This window comes from Solimonas aquatica (assembly GCF_900111015.1).
Taxonomy (GTDB): Bacteria; Pseudomonadota; Gammaproteobacteria; order Nevskiales; family Nevskiaceae; genus Solimonas; species Solimonas aquatica.
In genome coordinates this window covers 334,184-352,612 of the sequence record NZ_FOFS01000001.1, presented here as the reverse complement: position 1 = coordinate 352,612, position 18,429 = coordinate 334,184, and the positions used below count along the sequence as shown (strand labels likewise).

The 18,429-nt window shown below is 62.4% G+C and carries 22 protein-coding genes and 3 pseudogenes; 12 read left to right on the top strand and 13 right to left on the bottom strand.

What is annotated here, in order from left to right:
- Window positions 1-300: 300 nt before the first annotated feature.
- From BMY12_RS01530 to BMY12_RS01515, 4 genes are all read right to left on the bottom strand, one after another.
- Entirely contained in the window at window positions 301-762 is a 462-nt protein-coding gene (locus tag BMY12_RS01530) for an RrF2 family transcriptional regulator (RefSeq protein ID WP_093281046.1), read from the bottom strand.
- A gap of 60 nt (window positions 763-822) precedes the next feature.
- Entirely contained in the window at window positions 823-1,215 is a 393-nt protein-coding gene (locus BMY12_RS01525) for a group III truncated hemoglobin (protein WP_093281043.1), read from the bottom strand.
- A gap of 274 nt (window positions 1,216-1,489) precedes the next feature.
- Window positions 1,490-2,107, bottom strand: coding sequence for a hypothetical protein (locus BMY12_RS01520; protein ID WP_093281041.1), 618 nt, complete (start codon window positions 2,105-2,107; stop codon window positions 1,490-1,492).
- A gap of 4 nt (window positions 2,108-2,111) precedes the next feature.
- Entirely contained in the window at window positions 2,112-2,549 is a 438-nt protein-coding gene (locus BMY12_RS01515) for a helix-turn-helix domain-containing protein (RefSeq protein WP_143068802.1), read from the bottom strand.
- 45 nt (window positions 2,550-2,594) lie between these two features.
- Here BMY12_RS01515 and BMY12_RS01510 point away from each other — a divergent pair, with 45 nt between their 5' ends.
- The 4 genes and pseudogenes from BMY12_RS01510 to BMY12_RS01495 all read left to right on the top strand — a co-directional run.
- Entirely contained in the window at window positions 2,595-2,900 is a 306-nt protein-coding gene (locus BMY12_RS01510) for a helix-turn-helix domain-containing protein (RefSeq protein ID WP_218140023.1), read from the top strand.
- A gap of 230 nt (window positions 2,901-3,130) precedes the next feature.
- Window positions 3,131-4,669, top strand: a complete 1,539-nt coding sequence (gene istA / locus BMY12_RS01505; protein WP_093281038.1) for an IS21 family transposase — start codon at window positions 3,131-3,133, stop codon at window positions 4,667-4,669.
- Window positions 4,670-4,679: 10 nt separating this feature from the next.
- Window positions 4,680-5,420 (top strand): IS21-like element helper ATPase IstB, encoded by a 741-nt coding sequence (gene istB, locus BMY12_RS01500; RefSeq protein ID WP_093281036.1) that lies wholly within the window; start codon window positions 4,680-4,682, stop codon window positions 5,418-5,420.
- Between the two features lie 207 nt (window positions 5,421-5,627).
- A pseudogene (locus BMY12_RS01495) lies at window positions 5,628-6,044 on the top strand (IS110 family RNA-guided transposase); the annotation flags it as partial.
- Between the two features lie 702 nt (window positions 6,045-6,746).
- On the opposite strand, the gene BMY12_RS01490 reads toward BMY12_RS01495, so the two are convergent.
- On the bottom strand, window positions 6,747-7,049 hold the full coding sequence (locus BMY12_RS01490) for a putative quinol monooxygenase (protein WP_007182542.1): 303 nt from the start codon (window positions 7,047-7,049) through the stop codon (window positions 6,747-6,749).
- A 63-nt stretch (window positions 7,050-7,112) separates the two neighbouring features.
- Between BMY12_RS01490 and BMY12_RS01485 the strand changes: the two genes are divergently transcribed.
- The 3 genes and pseudogenes from BMY12_RS01485 to BMY12_RS20560 form a co-directional block, all read left to right on the top strand.
- Window positions 7,113-8,126, top strand: coding sequence for a GlxA family transcriptional regulator (locus tag BMY12_RS01485; protein ID WP_093281031.1), 1,014 nt, complete (start codon window positions 7,113-7,115; stop codon window positions 8,124-8,126).
- A 210-nt stretch (window positions 8,127-8,336) separates the two neighbouring features.
- Complete coding sequence (locus BMY12_RS01480; RefSeq protein ID WP_093281028.1) at window positions 8,337-9,401, top strand: alkene reductase; 1,065 nt, start codon at window positions 8,337-8,339, stop codon at window positions 9,399-9,401.
- Window positions 9,402-9,473: 72 nt separating this feature from the next.
- Window positions 9,474-9,636 (top strand): annotated as a pseudogene (locus BMY12_RS20560) (IS21 family transposase); the annotation flags it as partial.
- Between the two features lie 99 nt (window positions 9,637-9,735).
- Here the strand turns inward: BMY12_RS20560 and BMY12_RS19840 are convergent.
- The 5 genes and pseudogenes from BMY12_RS19840 to BMY12_RS01460 form a co-directional block, all read right to left on the bottom strand.
- Window positions 9,736-9,882 (bottom strand): annotated as a pseudogene (locus BMY12_RS19840) (DUF3422 domain-containing protein); the annotation flags it as partial.
- A 58-nt stretch (window positions 9,883-9,940) separates the two neighbouring features.
- On the bottom strand, window positions 9,941-10,678 hold the full coding sequence (locus BMY12_RS01475) for a GlcG/HbpS family heme-binding protein (protein WP_093281633.1): 738 nt from the start codon (window positions 10,676-10,678) through the stop codon (window positions 9,941-9,943).
- An 85-nt stretch (window positions 10,679-10,763) separates the two neighbouring features.
- The gene (locus BMY12_RS01470; protein WP_093281026.1) at window positions 10,764-11,639 is read right to left on the bottom strand and encodes a carbon-nitrogen hydrolase family protein; all 876 of its coding nucleotides are present in this window, start codon (window positions 11,637-11,639) and stop codon (window positions 10,764-10,766) included.
- Window positions 11,636-12,244: a GNAT family N-acetyltransferase gene (locus BMY12_RS01465; RefSeq protein ID WP_093281023.1), complete on the bottom strand. Its 609-nt coding sequence runs from the start codon at window positions 12,242-12,244 to the stop codon at window positions 11,636-11,638. Before BMY12_RS01465 ends, BMY12_RS01470 begins: the two co-directional genes overlap by 4 nt.
- 1 nt (window position 12,245) lies before the next feature.
- Window positions 12,246-12,653, bottom strand: a complete 408-nt coding sequence (locus BMY12_RS01460) for a ketosteroid isomerase-related protein (protein ID WP_093281021.1) — start codon at window positions 12,651-12,653, stop codon at window positions 12,246-12,248.
- Window positions 12,654-12,807: 154 nt separating this feature from the next.
- On the opposite strand from BMY12_RS01460, the gene BMY12_RS01455 reads away from it, so the two are divergent.
- Window positions 12,808-13,713 carry a LysR family transcriptional regulator gene (locus tag BMY12_RS01455; protein ID WP_093281018.1) on the top strand — a complete coding sequence of 302 codons (906 nt, stop codon included), beginning with the start codon at window positions 12,808-12,810 and terminating at the stop codon, window positions 13,711-13,713.
- A 71-nt stretch (window positions 13,714-13,784) separates the two neighbouring features.
- Entirely contained in the window at window positions 13,785-14,861 is a 1,077-nt protein-coding gene (locus BMY12_RS01450; RefSeq protein ID WP_093281016.1) for an IS5 family transposase, read from the top strand.
- A 113-nt stretch (window positions 14,862-14,974) separates the two neighbouring features.
- On the opposite strand, the gene BMY12_RS01445 is transcribed toward BMY12_RS01450, so the two are convergent.
- Window positions 14,975-15,214, bottom strand: a complete 240-nt coding sequence (locus BMY12_RS01445; RefSeq protein WP_093281013.1) for a hypothetical protein — start codon at window positions 15,212-15,214, stop codon at window positions 14,975-14,977.
- Between the two features lie 699 nt (window positions 15,215-15,913).
- Window positions 15,914-16,174, bottom strand: a complete 261-nt coding sequence (locus BMY12_RS01440; protein WP_093281011.1) for a helix-turn-helix domain-containing protein — start codon at window positions 16,172-16,174, stop codon at window positions 15,914-15,916.
- A gap of 325 nt (window positions 16,175-16,499) precedes the next feature.
- On the opposite strand from BMY12_RS01440, the gene BMY12_RS01435 reads away from it, so the two are divergent.
- The 3 genes from BMY12_RS01435 to BMY12_RS01425 are packed head-to-tail and all read left to right on the top strand — an operon-like array spanning window position 16,500 to window position 17,355.
- Window positions 16,500-16,754 (top strand): hypothetical protein, encoded by a 255-nt coding sequence (locus tag BMY12_RS01435; RefSeq protein WP_143068800.1) that lies wholly within the window; start codon window positions 16,500-16,502, stop codon window positions 16,752-16,754.
- On the top strand, window positions 16,751-17,119 hold the full coding sequence (locus tag BMY12_RS01430) for a hypothetical protein (protein ID WP_093281005.1): 369 nt from the start codon (window positions 16,751-16,753) through the stop codon (window positions 17,117-17,119). The genes BMY12_RS01435 and BMY12_RS01430 overlap by 4 nt, the downstream gene beginning before the upstream one ends.
- Window positions 17,116-17,355, top strand: coding sequence for a hypothetical protein (locus BMY12_RS01425; RefSeq protein ID WP_093281003.1), 240 nt, complete (start codon window positions 17,116-17,118; stop codon window positions 17,353-17,355). The genes BMY12_RS01430 and BMY12_RS01425 overlap by 4 nt, the downstream gene beginning before the upstream one ends.
- A 199-nt stretch (window positions 17,356-17,554) precedes the next feature.
- On the opposite strand, the gene BMY12_RS01420 is transcribed toward BMY12_RS01425, so the two are convergent.
- On the bottom strand, window positions 17,555-18,421 hold the full coding sequence (locus BMY12_RS01420; RefSeq protein ID WP_245732300.1) for a ComEC/Rec2 family competence protein: 867 nt from the start codon (window positions 18,419-18,421) through the stop codon (window positions 17,555-17,557).
- Window positions 18,422-18,429: the final 8 nt, after the last annotated feature.

The following is an 18,429-nucleotide window of genomic DNA, read 5'->3' as shown; positions in this document are numbered from 1 at the left end:
AGTCATGAAGAGCGGCTGGGGCACGGTCCGGACGCGGCGCATGCGCGCCAAGGCCTAGCGCCAGCAGCGGGCCATCAGGCCTTGGATAGCAAATTGTTAGCCATTGAATGTCGGCGCCCGTCGATCTTGTCGGCGGTTGACTTCCGGCATTGTCACGAGGACCGCAATACCCGCGCCGCAAGTCACTGATTCGATATCACTCGGACTGTCAGCTGTTGAGGCAGCCGACACTGAGCGCAGCCGGACTCATGTGCACGGCCTTGATCGGGGGATACCAGTCCGCGAGCGTCATGCCGGACGTCAGATTTTCCGGAGGACGACGACCTTGATCCTTGGGCGCCGGGCATCCCGCAGGGGCAGATCGCTGCCCGGAAGAAGGTCGGCCAGCGTGTGGCGATCCAGGTGTTCGATGAAGGTCTGCAGCGCGCCGCTCAGCACGCCCGCCAGGCGGCAGCGATTGGTCAGCCGGCACTGGCTGCCGACGGAGAAGCACTCCACCAGATCGAAGTCGGGCTCGAACCGGCGCACGACCGCGCCGAGGTTGATGTCGCCCGGTGGCTTCGCCAGGCGCATGCCGCCGCCCTTGCCGCGCACGGTTTCGATCCAGCCCGCCAGGCCGAGCTGGTGCGTGACCTTCATCAAGTGCGCCCTGGAGATGTTGTGAGCCTGCGCGATCTCCGAGATGGTGCACAGCCGGTCCCGCTGCTGCGCCACATACATCAACTGGCGCAGGGCATAGTCGGTCATCGTGGTCAGGCGCATAAAGAGACTCTGTCTACGGAATATTCGGAGCGAATGGCCCATTGGCCAGTGACGGCCGGCTCAGGCAAGCGCTTCGGGCTGCTGGCCCCGGCTGACCTGATAACCCGCCCACAGCCGCTGCGCAATGCGACCCGCCATTTCGCAGGCCTGCTGCGCCATGGCCTGATTTTCCTGCTCGGCCGCTGTCTCGCGGAACAGTTCCAGCCAGCGCTGGAACAGCGCTGGGCGGAGGTCGGGGAGCGCGGCATGCTTGGGCATCGGGGCGCCATCGAAACGGCCGGTGCCACGCAGCAGCGCGGACCAGAAATCCACCAGCTTGGCCAGATGGTGGGGCCAGTCATCCACATGGGCATTGAAGATCGGCCCCAGGGCTTCGTCCTGCCGCACGCGGGCATAGAAGGCGTGGACCAGCCGCGCGATTTCTTCTTCGGTACAGAGCGTCGGGTCGGACATGGGATGTTGTCGTGAATATCCGCGTCAATAAGAACTATCTTTCGTACATCTTAAAGGATGCAGAGCAGCACAATGATGGAGGGATGCTGGGCAGTAGGGCGAGGCGCTCTGGTGTGAGGCGCGCGGCGCCCACCTGCGGGGCGCAGCCATACATCTGGAGTACCGCAGACCCACCATCCGAAGAAACTTCCTGCCAACCTGATTGCAGGCGACGGATATCCGGCGCGCGCCGCTGCCGACAGCCGCGGCGGGGTGGTGAGGTGACATGCCCGCCTCACGAGGCTTGGTCGCCGCGCTCCCGCTCCTTACGACGCCTGAGCAGCCACGGCTTCACGTACAGCCAGTAGAGCCCGACGCAGAACGCCAGCAATCCAAGCAGCGCGAGTGCCGGCTTGATCGCGGCGGCGGGCGCTGTGACCAGTTTCGGCCAGGCTGCGAGCAGCAGAACGAGAAACAGAAATCCGAACACGGCAATCTGGGCGCTCCCCCACAGAGCAACCCAGGGGCTGGCGGTGAGGATCACTCCGAAGGGTGTACGTCGCAGATTACCGGTGTGTTGGAACAGTTTGATCTCCGGGTCGGTCAGGTCGTAGCGTTTCTTCAAAGCGATGAGCCCGATTCGATCTCGACGGTTCCAGCGGAAGCCGGGACCGAATCGGCGACGGAATCTGTCCTCGTCCCGGATCACTTCGTCGTCAGAATGCTCGCCGGCTACCGGCTTGGCCTGCGCGAGGATGCGGCGCAGCTCTTCCAGCCGGGGATCAAGCCGCTCCTGAGCCTTGGGCGGCGTCCAGGGGCGCAGCGGCACGACCTTGTTGCTGAAGTCCGGAACCAGACCATCGCTATTCGGAGCATCGACAGTGGGCGCGCTGTCGTCTTGACGGTGATCCATCGGATCAGGCTGCCACGGACAGCATCTCTCGCAGATGCGTGGTGTCGATCTCGCCCTTGGCAACGCAGTGCTCGTAGCCGAGTCGGATGACCCGAGCCTTCTTGTCGGGCTTGAGTGTGCGCCGATGCTTGACCAGCCACTCCTCGATGAGTCGGATTACGCCTTCCATCAGGTCCATATCCAACACGCGCTCGCCGAATTGAACCGGGTCTTCGCCGGGTCCGCTGAGCTGCCACAGCGGATCGATGCGGAAAGTGTCGACCAACGACTTGAACAAGGCCGTGGGCATTTCGCGCTCGCCCCGCTCGTAATTGGCATATGCCCTCAACGACAGGCCGAGCTTGTCCGCGAAATCTGACTGCGTCAGGCCGCTGGCGACCCTGATCGCCATCAGGCGACGGCCCATGACGAGGTTGTCGTCTTCGTTTGACAACTTACTCATAACTGCCTATTGTGAGTCTCAGGACTTCCCCCGACGATACCACGCATGCGCCCAGCCCTGGAACAACACGAGCGGATCAAGATGCGGCTTCGGATCGCCGGCAGTTCGCTGGCAGAAGTGGCACGCGATCTCGGCGTAGCCGGGACGACTGTGACCAGCGTGAGCCAGGGCTATCGCCGCTCCCGGCGCATTGAGACGGCGATCGCGGCCAAGCTGAGCGTGCGGCCCGAAGAGCTTTGGCCGGATCGCTATCCCAATACCGAAGGCAGTGGAAACGACGGCCTCGCCGGGCTCGGGCGAATCCTCGATTGCACGGGAGGGGGCAACTCTCCCGCTGCGATGTATTGCTGATTGCAGTAGCAGATGTTTCGGGCGGCACAACGAGAAAACCCACGCCTTGCCGGGCGTGGGTCTCGAGCAGCATTCAACTGAACCTTGAGTCTGCATTCTCGTTTCTGCTTCCGATGGTGTCAAGGCTGTTTGCCCGTTTCGGGCGTAGCGGCCGGCTTTCTGTCCTGACACCGGAGTGAGGATGGTCCTCATGCCCACAACCTGGACGTGAATGACAACGAGAACGCAGGATGAACCTGAAGGAAGTGTGTCGCCTGCTGCTCACCACCGACTTCTCCAATCGAGAGGTGGGGCGGGCAGCGGAGATTTCTCCCAACACGGCGGGGCGCTATCGGGCTCGCCTGGCTGAGGAAGAGCTGGATTGGAACGGCGTAGCGGTGCTAACCGACCGCACGCTCGAAGAGCGCTTGAACAACGGGCGACGACTCGCGCGCAAGGCCTTCATCGAGCCGGACTTTGCCTACGTACAGGCCGAGCTGTGCAAACCCGGCGTGACCGTGCTGCTGTTGCACGAGGAATACGCCGGGGGCGCGGGCGACGGCGCGATGTCCGAGACCGAGTTTCGGCGCCGCCTGGAAAGCTACCAGCGCTCGCTGGGCATCGTCATGCGCCAGCCGCATGCGCCGGGCTACCGCCTGTTCCTCGACTACTCCGGCAAGCGCCCGAGCATTCTCGATCCGACGACAGGGGTCCGCACTCCCGTGGAACTGTTCGTCTCCGTCATGGGCGCCAGCCGCAAGACCTTTGTCTACGCGACCGCAACCCAAAGGCTGCACGACTGGTGCGAAGCCAACGTCCGCGCTCTGGAGTTTTATCGCGGCGTCCCGCGGCTCCTGGTCCCTGACAACCTGAAGTCGGCGGTCGATCGAATCACCGCGTCCGAGGGGCACGTCATCAACTACACGTACTCGCGGCTCGCGCAGCACTACGACTGCATCGTGATGCCGACGCGGGCTCGAAAGCCCAAGGACAAAGCGGCGGTCGAGGTCGGGGTGCGCTTTGCCCAGCGCTGGATTCTCGCGCGTCTGCGCAACCGAGTTTTCACTTCGATCGACGAGCTGAACGCCGCCATCGCGGAACTGCTGGTACGCATGAACGACAAGCCCATGCGGGCGCACGGCGGCAAGAGCCGGAACCAGCTCTTCAACGAACTGGACCGTCCTGCGCTGAAGGCACTGCCGGAGCTGCCTTACGAGTATTCCGACTGGAAGCTCAACGTCACGGTGCCGCAGGACTACCACGTCGTCTACGAACAGCATTACTACTCGGTGCCGTACACGTACATCGGAGCGAAGGTACGCATCAGCGCAACCGCGCGGCAGATCGAGGTCTACGCCCGGGACGACAATTTCCCGATCGCCACGCACCTGCGGAGCAACGTCGCGGGCGGCTGTACCACGTCGCCCGAGCATCAGCCCGCGGCGCACAAGGCCTATTCGCAAAACGATGGTGCCGAACTGATCGCGTGGGCTGATCGTTCCGGGGCGTGGATCAGTGCCTTCGTAAAAAGGCACATCGAAGCCCACCGGCGGCCGGCGGTCTCCATTCAAGCCATTCGCGGCCTGCGTGCCATGGAAAGCGAATACGGCCTGGACCGATTGAACGCTGCGTGTCACCGCGCGATCCGGATTTCGACGACCTCCGTGGTCTCCGTGCGTTCGATGCTGCAGCGGCGCATGGAAAGCGCGCCGCTGCGCGGAACCTCGGATGAAGACATCCCGATGCCGGGCCACGGCAACGTGCGCGGCGCTGAAAACTACCAACACTGAGGACATACCGATGACCATCATGAACACCGCCCAACAGCTCCGCAGCCTGCGCCTTTTCGGCATGGCCGAAGCGCTGGATCAGCAGATGTCGCAGTCTGCCTTTCTGGGGGCTTCCTTCGAGCAGCGTTTGCAGATGCTGGTGGACGCCGAGACCAGTCACCGTGATTCGCAGCGGTACAAGCGAATCCTGCGGAATGCGAAGCTCAAGGTGCAGTCCGTGCCCGAGGACATCGACTTCCGGCCGAGTCGCGGCATCGACAAGGCAACCTTCGCTGATCTTCTGACCTGCGCATGGATCTACAAGCAACTGAACCTGCTGATGACCGGCGCCACGGGAACCGGCAAGACGTGGCTGGCCTGCGCGCTGGCCGTGCAGGCGGCGCGCAGGGGCATTACCGTCGCCTATCGCCGCGTCGGCCGTCTGCTGGAAGAGATGGCGATCGCGCACGAGGACGGTTCGATCACCAAGCTCCGCAACCAATTGGCCAAGGTTCAGTTGCTCATCCTCGATGATTTCGGCCTGACCGCGCTCACCAATCAGGGGCGCTCGGACCTCATGGAGCTGCTGGATGATCGCGTCGGCAGCCATTCGACCATCATCCTGGGACAGATGCCAGTGAAGGAGTGGCATTCCTTCATCAACGATCCGGCGCTGGCCGATGCCATCCTCGATCGCCTGGTGCATTCGAGCCTGAAAATCCCTCTCAAGGGCGAGTCGATGCGCAAGCTCAAGGGCGACGGTGCGCAGTAACTTGGTGCCGATGCGCAGCGACGTGGCGGCGGTGCGCAGGAAGCTGGCGCCGCTGCGCAGCGATCTGGTGCCAGTGCGCAGGATGTCGGCGCCGCTGCGCAGCCAGATGGCGTCAGTGCGCAGCTACCGTGGTGGTACTGCGCAAGTCGGTCGGCATCACATGCTCAGCTTGTAGGGCGCCGGCGCGCAGGTGCGCGCCGTTTTGTAGAAAGCGAAGCATCTCAGCGACTGATGGCGATTCCTGGCGTCGGCGTGGTAACCGCTACAGCGATGGTGGCTACGGTCGGCGATGCCAGGCAGTTTCGCAATAGTCGAGACCTTGCCGTTTGGCTCGGCCTGACGCCGCGACAGCACTCTACTGGCGGAAAGCCGAAGCTGCTCGGCATCAGTAAGCGAGGAGATGTCTATCTGCGTACGCTCCTGATCCATGGTGCTCGCTCAGCGTTGCACGCATCCGAGCGACGAGCCGATGCCCAGAATGCTTGGCATGTCCAGGTCATGCGGCGACGTCACAAAAACATCGCTGCCGTCGCCTTGGCTCACAAGAATGCCAGGACGATTTGGGCTTTGCTGGCCCGCGAACAGAAATACGACCCGCTGGCGCGGATGCCGGCGGCGGCGTGACCTCGCAAACCGAAGGCCGATAGTCTTGCAGGAGGTGTGACCGCTACCGAGATGCGTAGGGATGACAGATGATGGCGAAATGGTCAGACCACGGTCGGCCCAACCCGATACCCTCGAAGAGCCAAGAGCTCGACTTATCGTTAGGGTGCCGATCCGCGGATTCCATCAAGGCACGGAGACATGATCTCCATCACGATGCCGGATACACGACAGCAATCTCGACTGTCGCCATCAAACACAGCGTCACCCCTTGCTATTTGGGGCGCGTCCATACACGGGGGTAGGGGAGGGCGCAGCCTGCAGCGGAGTGTGCCGTTTCGGCATCACTCCAACTTGTCCTCTGAGAGTTGCAGCTTTCAGCGGTCGACCGGCTGCGGCCGCAAAGACCGGATAGGTGAACTATAGGGAGGCAAGAGGTGAACTGATGCCCTGCTGTGGCTCTTGGGCGCTGCAGGCATGCCTGTAAACCAGAGGGAGGGGCTGGTCGGGCTCATGGCGCTTTGTCCTGCTGGATGCTTGCATGACAAGGCCCTCGGAACAAGTTGAGCATGGGCGGCCGTCCACGACGGACAGCTCCTTCTCAGGCACTGCTCCTAGGAGGCTATTGAGAAACTCATTCGCCATCACACGAATGAGGGGTCGCACGTAGGGCCGTGTGACCCCCATCCTGCAGCGTGACCTGATTGGGTCAAGGCCGGGTTGTCATGCAGGCAGTTTGGCTGCAAGCAGTTCGACCTTCTCGATATTGGGCGGAGAACTGAGCAAGGTCGCGGCGTTGGCCATCAAGGCCGCGGCGATCTGGCCGTTCAGATGTGCTTGGCGACCTGCCTCATCGGCAAAGGCATCGAACACACCGAACGTCGAAGGGCCAAACTTCAATGCGAACCAGGCAGTGGTGCCGGACTCGGCGTTGGCGAGCGGCAGTGCGCTGGCCAGGAAGTCGGCAAGCGCAGCCTCCTGGCCGGGTTTGGCTTCGAGGCGAACAAACAGGGCGAGCTTGGTCATGCTGTAATCCTTTGGGTAGATGGGTTAGGTGAAGGGATCGACGAGCCTGCAATCTAAATCTTCATGACAGCCATCTCTATAGGCAATAATGACAGCTTTGATATCATTGTTGCCATGAAACTCCACATCCTTGTTTGTGATGGCGTGTTTGATCTGGGGCTTGCGGCGCTCACTGACACAGTGGGCTTGGCCAATGCGATGTCGGGCTCGCTGCCACAGGCTCCCGCGCACATAGAGCTCACGCTGGTGGGCGTGCGGCGTCGCATCCGAACCGCGCAAGGCTTGACGGTCCCCGTGGTCACTGCGCATGGTGTGCCCGAACCAGACGTCGTGCTCGTGCCAGCGTTTGGCGACAAGATGCCTGACACGCTCTCGGCTCGACTCACACGCCCCGATGTGCCCGACGCGGTCGCGGCGCTACAGCAGTGGTCCACCGCTGGCGCGCATCTTGGTGCCGCCTGCTCCGGTAGTTTCTTGCTTGCAGAGAGTGGCCTGCTTGATGGGCATCGTGCGACGACGTCATGGTGGCTAGGGCCGATGTTTCGGCAGCGCTATCCGAACGTCACGCTGGACGAGTCACGCATGATCGTGAACTCGACACGCTTCACCACCGCGGGTGCCGCTTTGGCCCACGTCGACTTGGCCTTGCGCATCATCCGGGAGCGCAGTCCGGCGCTGGCTGCCCTGGTGGCACGCTATCTGCTGGTCGAGGCACGCAGTTCGCAAGCCGAGTTCGTGATTCCCGACCACCTTGCGCATGCCGACCCGATGGTGGAGCGCTTCGAGTGCTGGGCCAGACGTCGGCTCGCGCAGGGTTTCTCGCTGGCCGAGGCGGCCAGCGCCGCGGGCACAAGCGAGCGCACCTTGGCGCGGCGGCTGCAAAGCGTTTTGGGAAAGACACCGCTGTCGTATTTCCAGGACCTGCGCGTGGAGCATGCCGTCCATCTCTTGCGCACCGGGAACGCCAGCGTCGACCAGGTCGCCGCACAGGTCGGGTACTCGGATGGGGTGACCCTGCGGGCCCTGTTGCGCCGTAAGCTGGGCCGGGGTGTCAGGGAGTTGCGACGCGGTGGATGACCAGAGGCGTTTGGTGTATGTACGGCTGGAGACCGCCGCGAAACTGTCGGAAGCAAAGGCCTACTCACTTGCGTCTACTACATCGTGCGTTGGGTGCAAAAGCACCAGCCTTGCCAAAATGGTCTTCAGTGACCTTTCAAAGGTCAGAGAATTGGGAATACTGTTAGCAGTACCACTGTTTTCTGTTCACTAATCTGGGTTTTCATCCACATGCTATTCAATCCACTTCAAGTAGGTTCTCTCACCCTGCCCAACCGCATCCTTCTGGCACCACTGACACGCGCCCGTGCCGACGCTGGCCACATGCCCAACGCGCTGATGGCCGAGTACTACAGCCAGCGAGCCACCGGCGGCCTGCTGATTTCCGAATGCACCATGGTGGCGCCCGGTACATCGGCCTTCGTCAATGAGCCGGGCATCTACAACGACGCGCAGATTGCAGCCTGGAGGCAGGTGACCGACGCGGTGCACGCCAAGGGCGGACGCATCTTCATGCAGATCTGGCACGCTGGCCGCGCAGCCTACCCTGGCGCTGCCGATGGCGCCCCCATTGTCTCCAGCAGCGCCACCGCTATTGAGGGTGAGATCCACACGCCCCAAGGCAAGGTGCCGCACGCGGTGCCCCGCCCCCTGACCGTCGAAGAGATTCCAGGCATCGTGGCTGCGTTTGCTCAAGGCGCACGCAACGCCATTGCCGCCGGCTTTGATGGTGTGGAAGTACACGGCGCCAACGGCTACCTGATTGACCAGTTTCTGCGCGACACGCCCAACCAGCGCACCGATGCTTACGGCGGATCGCTGGAAAACCGTGCACGTTTGCTGTTCGAGGTACTCACTGCCGTGACCCAGGCGATCGGTTCCGAACGTGCGGGTCTGCGCCTGTCGCCCCTCAACAGCTTCAACAGCATGAAAGACAGCGACCCGCTGGCCCTCATCGGCTTCGTGGCCGATAGGCTCAATGCCTTCAAGCTAGCCTACCTGCACGTGATGCGTGCCGATTTCTTCGGCGTGCAGAAGGCCGATGTCATGCCCGTAGCGCGTGAAAAGTACAAGGGTGTGTTGGTGGGCAATATGGGTTACAGCGCTGATGAGGCAGAGCCAGCTATTGCCGAAGGTAAGCTTGACGCTGTGGCCTTTGGCACCGCCTTCCTGGCTAACCCGGACCTGCCCGCACGCATCAGGGCCAAGGCACCGCTGAACGCGCCTGACTCCAACACGTTCTACGCAGGTGGCGCCAAGGGCTATACAGACTATCCGACACTGCAGGTCGCGTAAGTCACCGCCCCAGAAGACCGAAGAAACGAGCCACTTTATACCCAAGGCTCTACCCTTCGATCTTGCGAAGCTGTGAGCTGCGAACACGTCATCAACGTGCTGGCACGCTTGCAGGCACAGCCCCTGCCCGAGACAGTTGCGACCATCCTGCAGGTGAGCCAGCCCCCTGGCCGACACGGCGCGCTACGACAGCCTGCGCACAGACATTGTCGTGCAGGAGGCCGATCATGCGTGAGTTGGACAAAGAGCTCAAAGAGCTGCGCCTGTATGGCATGGCGGGGGCCTGGGAGGATCTGGTCAAGCAAGGCGGTCATGCGACATTGGAGAGCTCGCGCTGGTTGCTGAAGGCGAATTGCAGTAGGCCGCGCGGGGGCTGGAGCAGCGGATGCGAGCGCGCATGCACTTCGTCCACGGCCGCGGCCCGGTCGGCCGGCATGCCGTACACAGTGGTGGTCTCTGGCGTGCTTCCAATGGTGGTCATGCGGCGGCTTCCCGGTCGTTGCACAAGGGCGGGTTGTGCCCGCCCGTTGTGGCTCAACTTACTGCTTTCGCACCGGGGGCAGGGTCACCTTGTCCTCGGTTCCACCACAAAGCGGATGCTTGAAGCCATTGGCCTGCTCGGTCTTGTCGAGATAGACGATGTTGTCGTCCTTCGCGGGACTGACGCCGGCCGGCACGTAGTCCAGCGCGAGCGCGTGGCGGGTCTTCCACGCGATGTTGTGGTCGGCGCAAGAGGAATCGCCGCTGACGCCGAGCGCGCCCACCCGCGTTCCCTTCGCGTCGTACAGCGCAAGGCCGCCGCCGAACACGTTCACGCCGCCGATCCGCGCGCCCACCAGCGGATCCTTCGCCGTGCCGAAGTCCGCGGCACTGCCGGCGTAGGCTACCTGCGTATCGACCGGGTTGGAAAACTGCAGGCCGAACAGGCTGCCGCCCGGCTGCGTGGCCGAATAGAGGTTGGCGGTGGACAGGGCGAGGCCCGGCAGGCTGAAGGCGTTCGCGGTGTTCGCCTTCTGCGCGGAAATCACCCGGCTGCCGAGCCACTGGTCGCCGACCTTGGCGCCGGTATGGGCCACGGCGCAAACCGTGCCGTCGGTCGCCACCACGGTGCCCCACATGTCGAGGTTGAAGCCGCCGTTGGCGTCCTTGCGGGCATTGGCGAGGGCCTGCTTGAGCTGCTGCCAGTTCGGCAGGCCGTCGCATCCATCGCCGGCATGCGCGGCGAGGGGCAGCAACAGCGAAGAGCACAGCAGGGCGAGTACGGGGAGTTTTGTCATGGTCATGCCTCGGGTTGGAGTGAACCTGGCGGCGGGCATTCCGCTTCGGGTTCGGGGTGGTGTGCGGGGTGAAAGGAATTGCCGGTCAAGAATGCCGGGCCTGCCGGAATGCCGGCGCCATCTGGCCATCCCAATCGAGGTCGACGGCCACCTGGGCCTGCGCGCGGTGGCGTTCGAGCGCGTCGATGTCGAGATCGGCGATCGCCCACGTTTGCCCGCCGCGGGTCGTCGCAAGGATGCCGTCATCGGGAAAGCCGTGGTCCATCGGCGCGTAGATCGTGGCCTCGCCGGTATTCGTATCCAGGGCCGGACTCCAGTCGGCGGTCCCGGTGGTGACCGCCTGCGCGACGAACATCCGGTTCTCCAGTGCGCGGGCCATGCAGCCGACGCGCACCCGGGTCGCGCCCGCCTGCGTGTCCGTGCAGCTCGGCACCAACAGCAAACGGGCGCCGGCTTCGCGTTGGGCGCGCACGGGCAAGGGGAATTCGCTGTCGTAGCAGACAGCGATGCCGGCGCGCACGCCCGCCAAGTCGAAGACTTTGAGTTCGTCGCCGCCCTCGATGACGCCAGCGTCCCGCTCGAATCCGGTCAACTGCAGCTTGTCCTGATAGCCGCGCGTGCCGTCCGGGGCGAACCACCACGCGCGGTTGCGATAGCGTCCCGGGGCGACTTCGGTCAGGAACGTGCCGGCTTGGATGACCAGGCGCAGCTCGCGCGACAGGTCGGCGTACAGCGCCAGCCACTCGGATTGCAGCGTTTGCAGCGCGGCCAGCGAAGCGTTCAAGTCGCGGCTGATTTCGGGCGCGAACGTTGACGCCAGTTCGAGCGACAGGTATTCGGGCAGCACGGCCAGTTCGACGCCGGCACCGCATGCTTCTCTCAGGATCTGGCGCTGGCGTGCGGCAAAGGCCTCGAAGTCGGCGGGGTTGCCAACCGCGTACTTGGCGACGGCGATCTTCATTGCCCGGCCTCCAGTGGACGCAGCCACATCGTCAGCATCTGCTCGGATTCGTGCGCTTCGCCGAGTTGTTTCCACGGCAGCCTTACCTGCATGTCCGGCTGCCGCGTGTACCCACGGCGGGTCCAGAACACGTCGTTGCCGCGATAATCGGCCGGCCGCCGTGGGGCATCGCTTGCCCGATTCACCGATGCGAACGAGGTCCAGCGGATGCCACCCAGCGAACGGGCATGCGCCTCACGCTCATCGAAGAAGCGATGCCCAAGGCCCTGTCCGCGGAACGCCGGGAGCAGGACGGATTCACCGCAGTAGAACACCTCCTCCACCGGGATGCCTCGGTTGAGGAACGGCGCCTGGAAGGCCGGTTCGGCTTCGCCTAGCGGCAATCCGGTGGATGCCCCCACCACCGCGTCGCCGGTGAGCACGAGCACCAGCACGCTGCCTGCCGAGCGGGCATAGGTGGCGAGGTAATGCTTCTCGTACTCGGCGTCGCCCTCGTAGAGGTAGGGAAAAGCGCGGAAGACCTCGGCGCGCAGGCGTGCCACGTCGTCGAACCACTCGACCATGTCGGCACCGCGGCGGACCAGCACGCGAATGTCACCCGCCATGTCAGCGGTTCCCGCCAACCTGGGCGATCCAGTCGTCCAGGTTGTAGTAGTTGGTGACGCGCGCGATTTTGCCGTCACGGACGTCAAAGAACGCGCCGCCCGGCAGCACGTAGCGCTGGCCTTCGGCTTCCGGCAGCCCCTCGTCGGTCACCTTGTATTCGCCGTGCACCACGTATTCGGCGCCCGCGCGCAGGCCGTCGGCGCTGACCATCACCACGATGTCCCGCAATTGCTCGCCGTAGCAGCGATCCATGCGTTGCAGAAAGGCGCGGAACGCATCGCGGCCGGTTTCGCGCGCCCCTTGGTTCAGGTCGTGGGCGACGTCATCGGTCAGCATCGACAACATGGCCTCGCGGTCGCCGCGATTGAAGGCGTCGTAGTAGGCGGTGATCAGGTGCGAAGTGTTCATTCGGGTTCCGTGTGCTGGTGGCCGGGTCCGGGGCATTCCGGAACGGGGGCAAGTCTGGGAAATCGCGCAGTTTTTGTATATGGAATTATTACGATTTCATAATTCCTGAATGTGGAATAAAGTCAGACATCGCAACCAGCCGAGTAGACGCGTCGTGAACAATGAATTCGAACTGCTACGCATCTTCCGGGTGACGGCCGACAGCAGCAGTTTTCGTGACGCGGCGGTCCGGCTCGGAACGTCTCCACAAGGCGTCACACGTGCCATTCAGCGACTGGAGCGGCACTACGGCGAGGTGTTATTCCATCGAAGCACGCGGCAGGTACGCATCACGGCCTTCGGCGAACGGTTGCTGGAGCAGGTGCGCCCCGCGCTGGAGCAGGTTGAGGAGCTATGGACCGTTCCTGGCGCCGATCAACAGGCTTCCGTGTCCGGTACGGTTCGGGTCACCGCACCGCATAGCCTGGGGACTAGGGCTGTGCTGCCTGCAATGGAGCGGGTTGCCAAACGTCATCCCGACGTCATGCTGGATGTGCGCTTGTCAGATCGCATCAGCAACGCGGTCGACGAGAAGATCGATGTCGGGATCAGGGTCGGGTTCATGCGCGACAGTCGTTTCGTCGCGCGCAAGGCTGCCGATATGCGCCTCCCAATCGTTGCAGCTCCGCGTCTGATTAAGAAGGTGGGAACACCAGATGGAGTCGATGAACTGGCCGATTTTCCGGTGACAGCGGCCATCGACATCAATACCGGGCGACCGTGGTCCTGGCACTTCAGTGCAGGACGCCAGTGGACGCCTGTGTCGCCAGCCTTCATCGCGGACAACGCCGACATGGAAATGGGCGCTGCATTGGCCGGAATTGCGTTTGCTCAATTGGCGGACTACATGGCGGCCCCCTATATCGCCAGTGGAAAACTGGTGCGGGTTCTGCAGAAGGAAGAGCCGCCGGCTTGGGGCTTGTATGTCTATCGGCCTCAGCGCGCCCCTGTGTCAGCGAGAGTCCGGGCCGTGTTCGATGAATTGCAGACAGCGATTGGGTCGTTGCCGGCTTTGCCTTAGCAGGCTGTTGAGAAACTCCCTGCGAGATCCGTTGTCATAGACGACCTCAATTGACCGCGCCCCGCAAGCGAATGCGCAGCCCCGATCAGCAGCAGCTTGGCATGTTCTCCTACGTTTCGGTGGAACAGCGTGTTCCTGCCGACCATCCGATCCGCAAGCTGCGGGTACTGGTGGACACGATACTGGCCGGGCTCGATGCCGAGTTCTCGAGCCGTTACGCCAAGCATGGCCGTCCGTCGATCCCCCCGGAGCGGTTACTCAGAGCAGCGCTGCTGCAGGTCGTCTACAGCGTGCGCAGCGAGCGGCTGCTGATGGAGCAGATGGACTACAACCTGCTGTTCCGCTGGTTTGTCGGGCTCAACATTGATGATCCGGTGTGGGACCACTCGACGTTTTCGTTCAACCGCGATCGCCTGTTCGATGCCGAGATCGCTCAGCACTTCTTCCAGCACACCGTGCTGCTAGCGCGTGTCAACGAATTGGTGAGCAACGAGCACTTTTCCGTGGATGGCACGCTGCTGGAGGCCTGGGCCTCGCACAAAAGCTTCCGCCCCAAGGATGGCGACGACGATGGCCGAGGCGACGACTTCCGCGGGCGGCCGCGCAGCAACGACACGCATGCGTCCACCACCGATCCGGACGCTCGCCTGATGCGCAAGGGGAAAGGCAAGGAAGCCATGCTCAGCTATCAGGCCAGCACGCTGATGGAGAATCGCAACGGACTCATCGTGCCGGTCGACGTCTGTCATGCCACCGGCACCTCCGAGCGAGAGGCGGCGTTGGCCATGCTCGTCGAGGCCGGGATCGGCAACGGCGCGACGCTCGGCGCCGACAAGGGGTACGACACTCAGGATTTCGTGGACTCACTGAAGGCACGTGGCGTCCAGCCACATATCGCCCGCAACACCTCAGGCCGGCGCAGTGCTGTCGATGAGCACATCGCGCGCAGCAAGGGTTATGCGATCAGCCAGCAAGTCCGCAAACGCATCGAACAAGGATTCGGATGGGCAAAGACGTTCGGTGGATTGCGCAAACTGCGCCATGTCGGTCTGCGCCGAGTGCGCGCGTTCACCACCTGGACCTTTGCGGCGTACAACCTGATTCGACTGGGTGGTATCGGTGGCTGGTGGTCGCCGTCGCCGACCTGAGGAAAGGTGCGCCCGGAGTCCGCGTTTGGCGCCAAGATCGACGCTGAACCCTCGCCGGAACAATCGACAGGAGCTATCGACACGGCAATCGCGGGGTGTTTCTCAACAGCCTGCTAGAGCGCGAAGCGGCTGCCCAGCACCTGCGGGCAGTCGAAGATCGAGGCCATACAGAGGTCGATCGCGCCCGCCACGAGGCAAAAGTCCTGCGAACTGAATTGGAGCGGGTCGATCGTGCCCATCAGCAGGCCGTGCGCGAGGCCCAGCACCGAGAAGCGGAACTTCGCCTTCGGCTCGGCCAGGAAGAGAGATCGAACAGCCAGCACGCGGCGCGAGTGGGCGCACTCGAGGAACAACTGGCGCGCCTGGACGGCCTGGGTGATGCACTACGCAGGGCACAGGAAGCCATGCAGGACGGGCTGGGTCGGGAAGCTCACCTTTGTCAGGCGCTGGAGGAAGAAGTACGCAGGAAGACCAGCGATATCAAGCCCGGCGCTAAAAGCCTTGGGAAAAAGGCTTCTGCGAAAGCGAAGAGGCCATAGACGGACTTTCCTGCTCGGAATGAAAGGCTTCTCCTCGGCGGGGGAAAGGAAGCCGAATTCCTCACCGCAATGGGTGTTCGTTGGATTCAACGCCGAGTGGCGCCAGAAGATTCACCCACGCGACCGTGCTCGTCACACAAGTTGATCCCCCCCCAAAGGTTCGCAAATACGCTGGCGATGTAACGCCTTGAAATATAAGGCTGAATCTGTGGCTGGTCGTCACATTCTGCGTCGAAAACAAAACAACCCCATCTTCGGCTCCGATAGTACGGCCAGCTCATCACTTCGGCTAATCCGGGCTCTACTTCCGGACGCCGTCCGATAATGATGCCCGACCTCAGGGCGAGGTCTGCGCCAAGGTCACGCACAAGAGCAAGCCGATGCGAGAATCCTTGCCCGAAAGTCGCCGTTCGCGAGCCGCCGCTTCTGGCACTTCGCCGCCGTTCCGCCTGTGCGGTATCGGTTAGCCTCCGGCACCTCTAAGACTTGTACCGATATGCTGAGGCCATTTGTTCAGCGGGTTCCTTTTCGGAACGCTTGCCTAGTTTCCGCAACCAGCTGCTCGGGATGGATGCCGAGCTCGGCGCATAGCGCGAATACCGTGGTCAGCGTGGGCTGACGCTCGCCGCGCTCCAGCATCGAGACGTAGGTCCGATCGATCCCGCAAGCTAGGCCGAGCCCCTCCTGAGACAGGTCTGTTTTATCGCGCGCAGCCCTGAGCGCCTTTCCGAAGGCAACCGCTAAGGGATTCCGCTTTTCGACATTGGCCGGCATTGCCCGGCGACAATGAAACCCTGCGGACTATTGATCTACGGACTATAGTCTGAGAATCTATAGGGCATCTGGACCAGGTCGGTCGGGTAGCGATGTTTGCTGCCCCCCCCCGAAATGGCCCATCTCTCGATGCACAGCGGGCAGTCCGAATTGCGAGAGAAGTGCGACCAAGTGCGTGCTTCATATGACTTTTCGACAGGACTGAGGGTGACGCGTGTGTTTTCGATTGATCTCCGGGGATTCCGAGCTCCACCTGGATCTTCCCTTCGATCCCCACATTGAAGAGCGACTGAGCCATATCCTTGGCCGGTCCGATCCTCCCCAAATGGCGGAGCGCCGCCGGAGCGATCTTGCGCGCTTCATCGTGGACAACGTAACGGCCCTGCTTGAGGGAAATGTCCTCCCGCCAACGGAGAATCAGCTCAAGTACGCCGTCGCGATAGCGTCGGCTCTGGAGCTTGAACTCCCGCCGGACGTTCTCAAATACCGCGATTCAATGGGGGTCTTCCTCAGCAAGCATGCCCAGAACTATCACCGGATCAAGGCTTCGAAGAACCCCGCCAGGGACTCGCCGCAGTGAGCGCCGACATCCAACTCGGCGAGGTGTCAGGTTCGATCGTGGCCATGTGGATATCCGGGCCCTCGTCGATTCGGCAGATGGACAGCACTCCCGACAGGGAGTTTCCGGAGGTGGTCTGGGACCAGTACGGGTACATCCCCGAAAACCAGATAGTTGTAACCGCTACTTGTGGAACGCTGGCGTTTTACGCGAAAGCACAGACGTGGCTGCTGTTTCCACCGCTCGTAGATCGGGTGTTTGGCACCGACATCGATGACGTGAACCTCGGGCTCCAGCTGGGCGATGCCTTGTGGGCAGCTTACGGCGAGTTACTCAAGCAAGAGTCGGGTCGTTTGGTCGCTGAAAAGCGCGGTCCTGCGGCATGAGCGAAAACGAACCAGCCGGTGCTCCACCGCGCTTTCTACGACTTCTGCGCTTTCGGACTCTCGACTTCCCCGACAAAGAACTCCGAGTCCTGGAAGACCGCGATGGATGGCTCTACGTTTTGAGGCTGTGGAACACCCCCGATTTTGGCCCGTACACGATGGCTGAAATTGCCCTGGCGTTCCAGGTGGAGGCGGAACCATGGCACGTCACCGACAGACCGGCAGAGATCAAGTGAACGGAATCATCAAAGAGTGGTAGCCAGAGGAGAGCATCAAATGCGAAACAACGGCGTCGAGCCCAAAAAGTGCTGCGCGCGGTTAGCGAACTTTAAGAACGGCGGTGTCGAGCTATGACAGGCGGCGTAGAGATCTAGGTGTTGCCGATGCGGTAAGGTCGAGGCCAGATCTTCGACGTGCACGCGCCTCAAATCGATGCTAGCCCCGGTGTTCCGTGTCGATCGTGTAGTGATTGTCACTGCCAGCTGTGATCAGGATCGCACCATCACGGCGTGTGGTCAGGACATGCCGCTGCCTACCCGTTGTGCGAACCGTCACGCCAGCGTCCCGCACCACGGCTCGGTAGTCCGGCACCATTTGCTGGGTCTCGTGCTCAATGGGCTTATCCGAAATGATCACAGCAGAAGGCTGGCAGTAGTCGAACACCTCCGCACAGAAGCCATTTTCTCTGCCGTGATGCGAGGCAAAGAACACATCAGTGTCGGCTAGCTCAGCGCGAAAAGCTGGCTGTTGGAGCAACGCGCGCCACCCTGGCTTCTCCAGGTCGCCTGGAAACAGAATCTTGAACGCGCCGAACTTGATAAAGACAGCCAAGCTCAAGTTATTCGTGTCCGGGAATCTGGGATACGCATTGCAGTACGTCGTCGTCATGATGCCCCCCATGTACTGATCGAATGGCTCGACAGCCGGTTGATTATAGGTGGCACACATACCGACATAGCGCTCGGCGTCGGCGCTCAGAACGCCGCCCTGTCTCTTGATCTGTCGAATCTGATCGGCCGTATAGCTGTAGTTTCGAAGCAAGACCCCGACATCAATGCCGGCATCGAACAACCCCTGCAGGTCGCTCATGTGATCCTGGTCAGCATTCGTAATGAACAGGTAGTCGACCCGCCTCAGACCAAGCGAGTTGACGATGTAGGTACTGGGCCGCCAGTCCGGCGCAGAGCCAGAGTCGATCATGGCCAGGCGACCACCTACCTGCCCATTGAAATGGCGGAGGAGCGCGCAGGCCCCATGTTGAACGTCTTGAATCATCAACCGCATTTCACCCTGCAACGGCATCGCTCGTT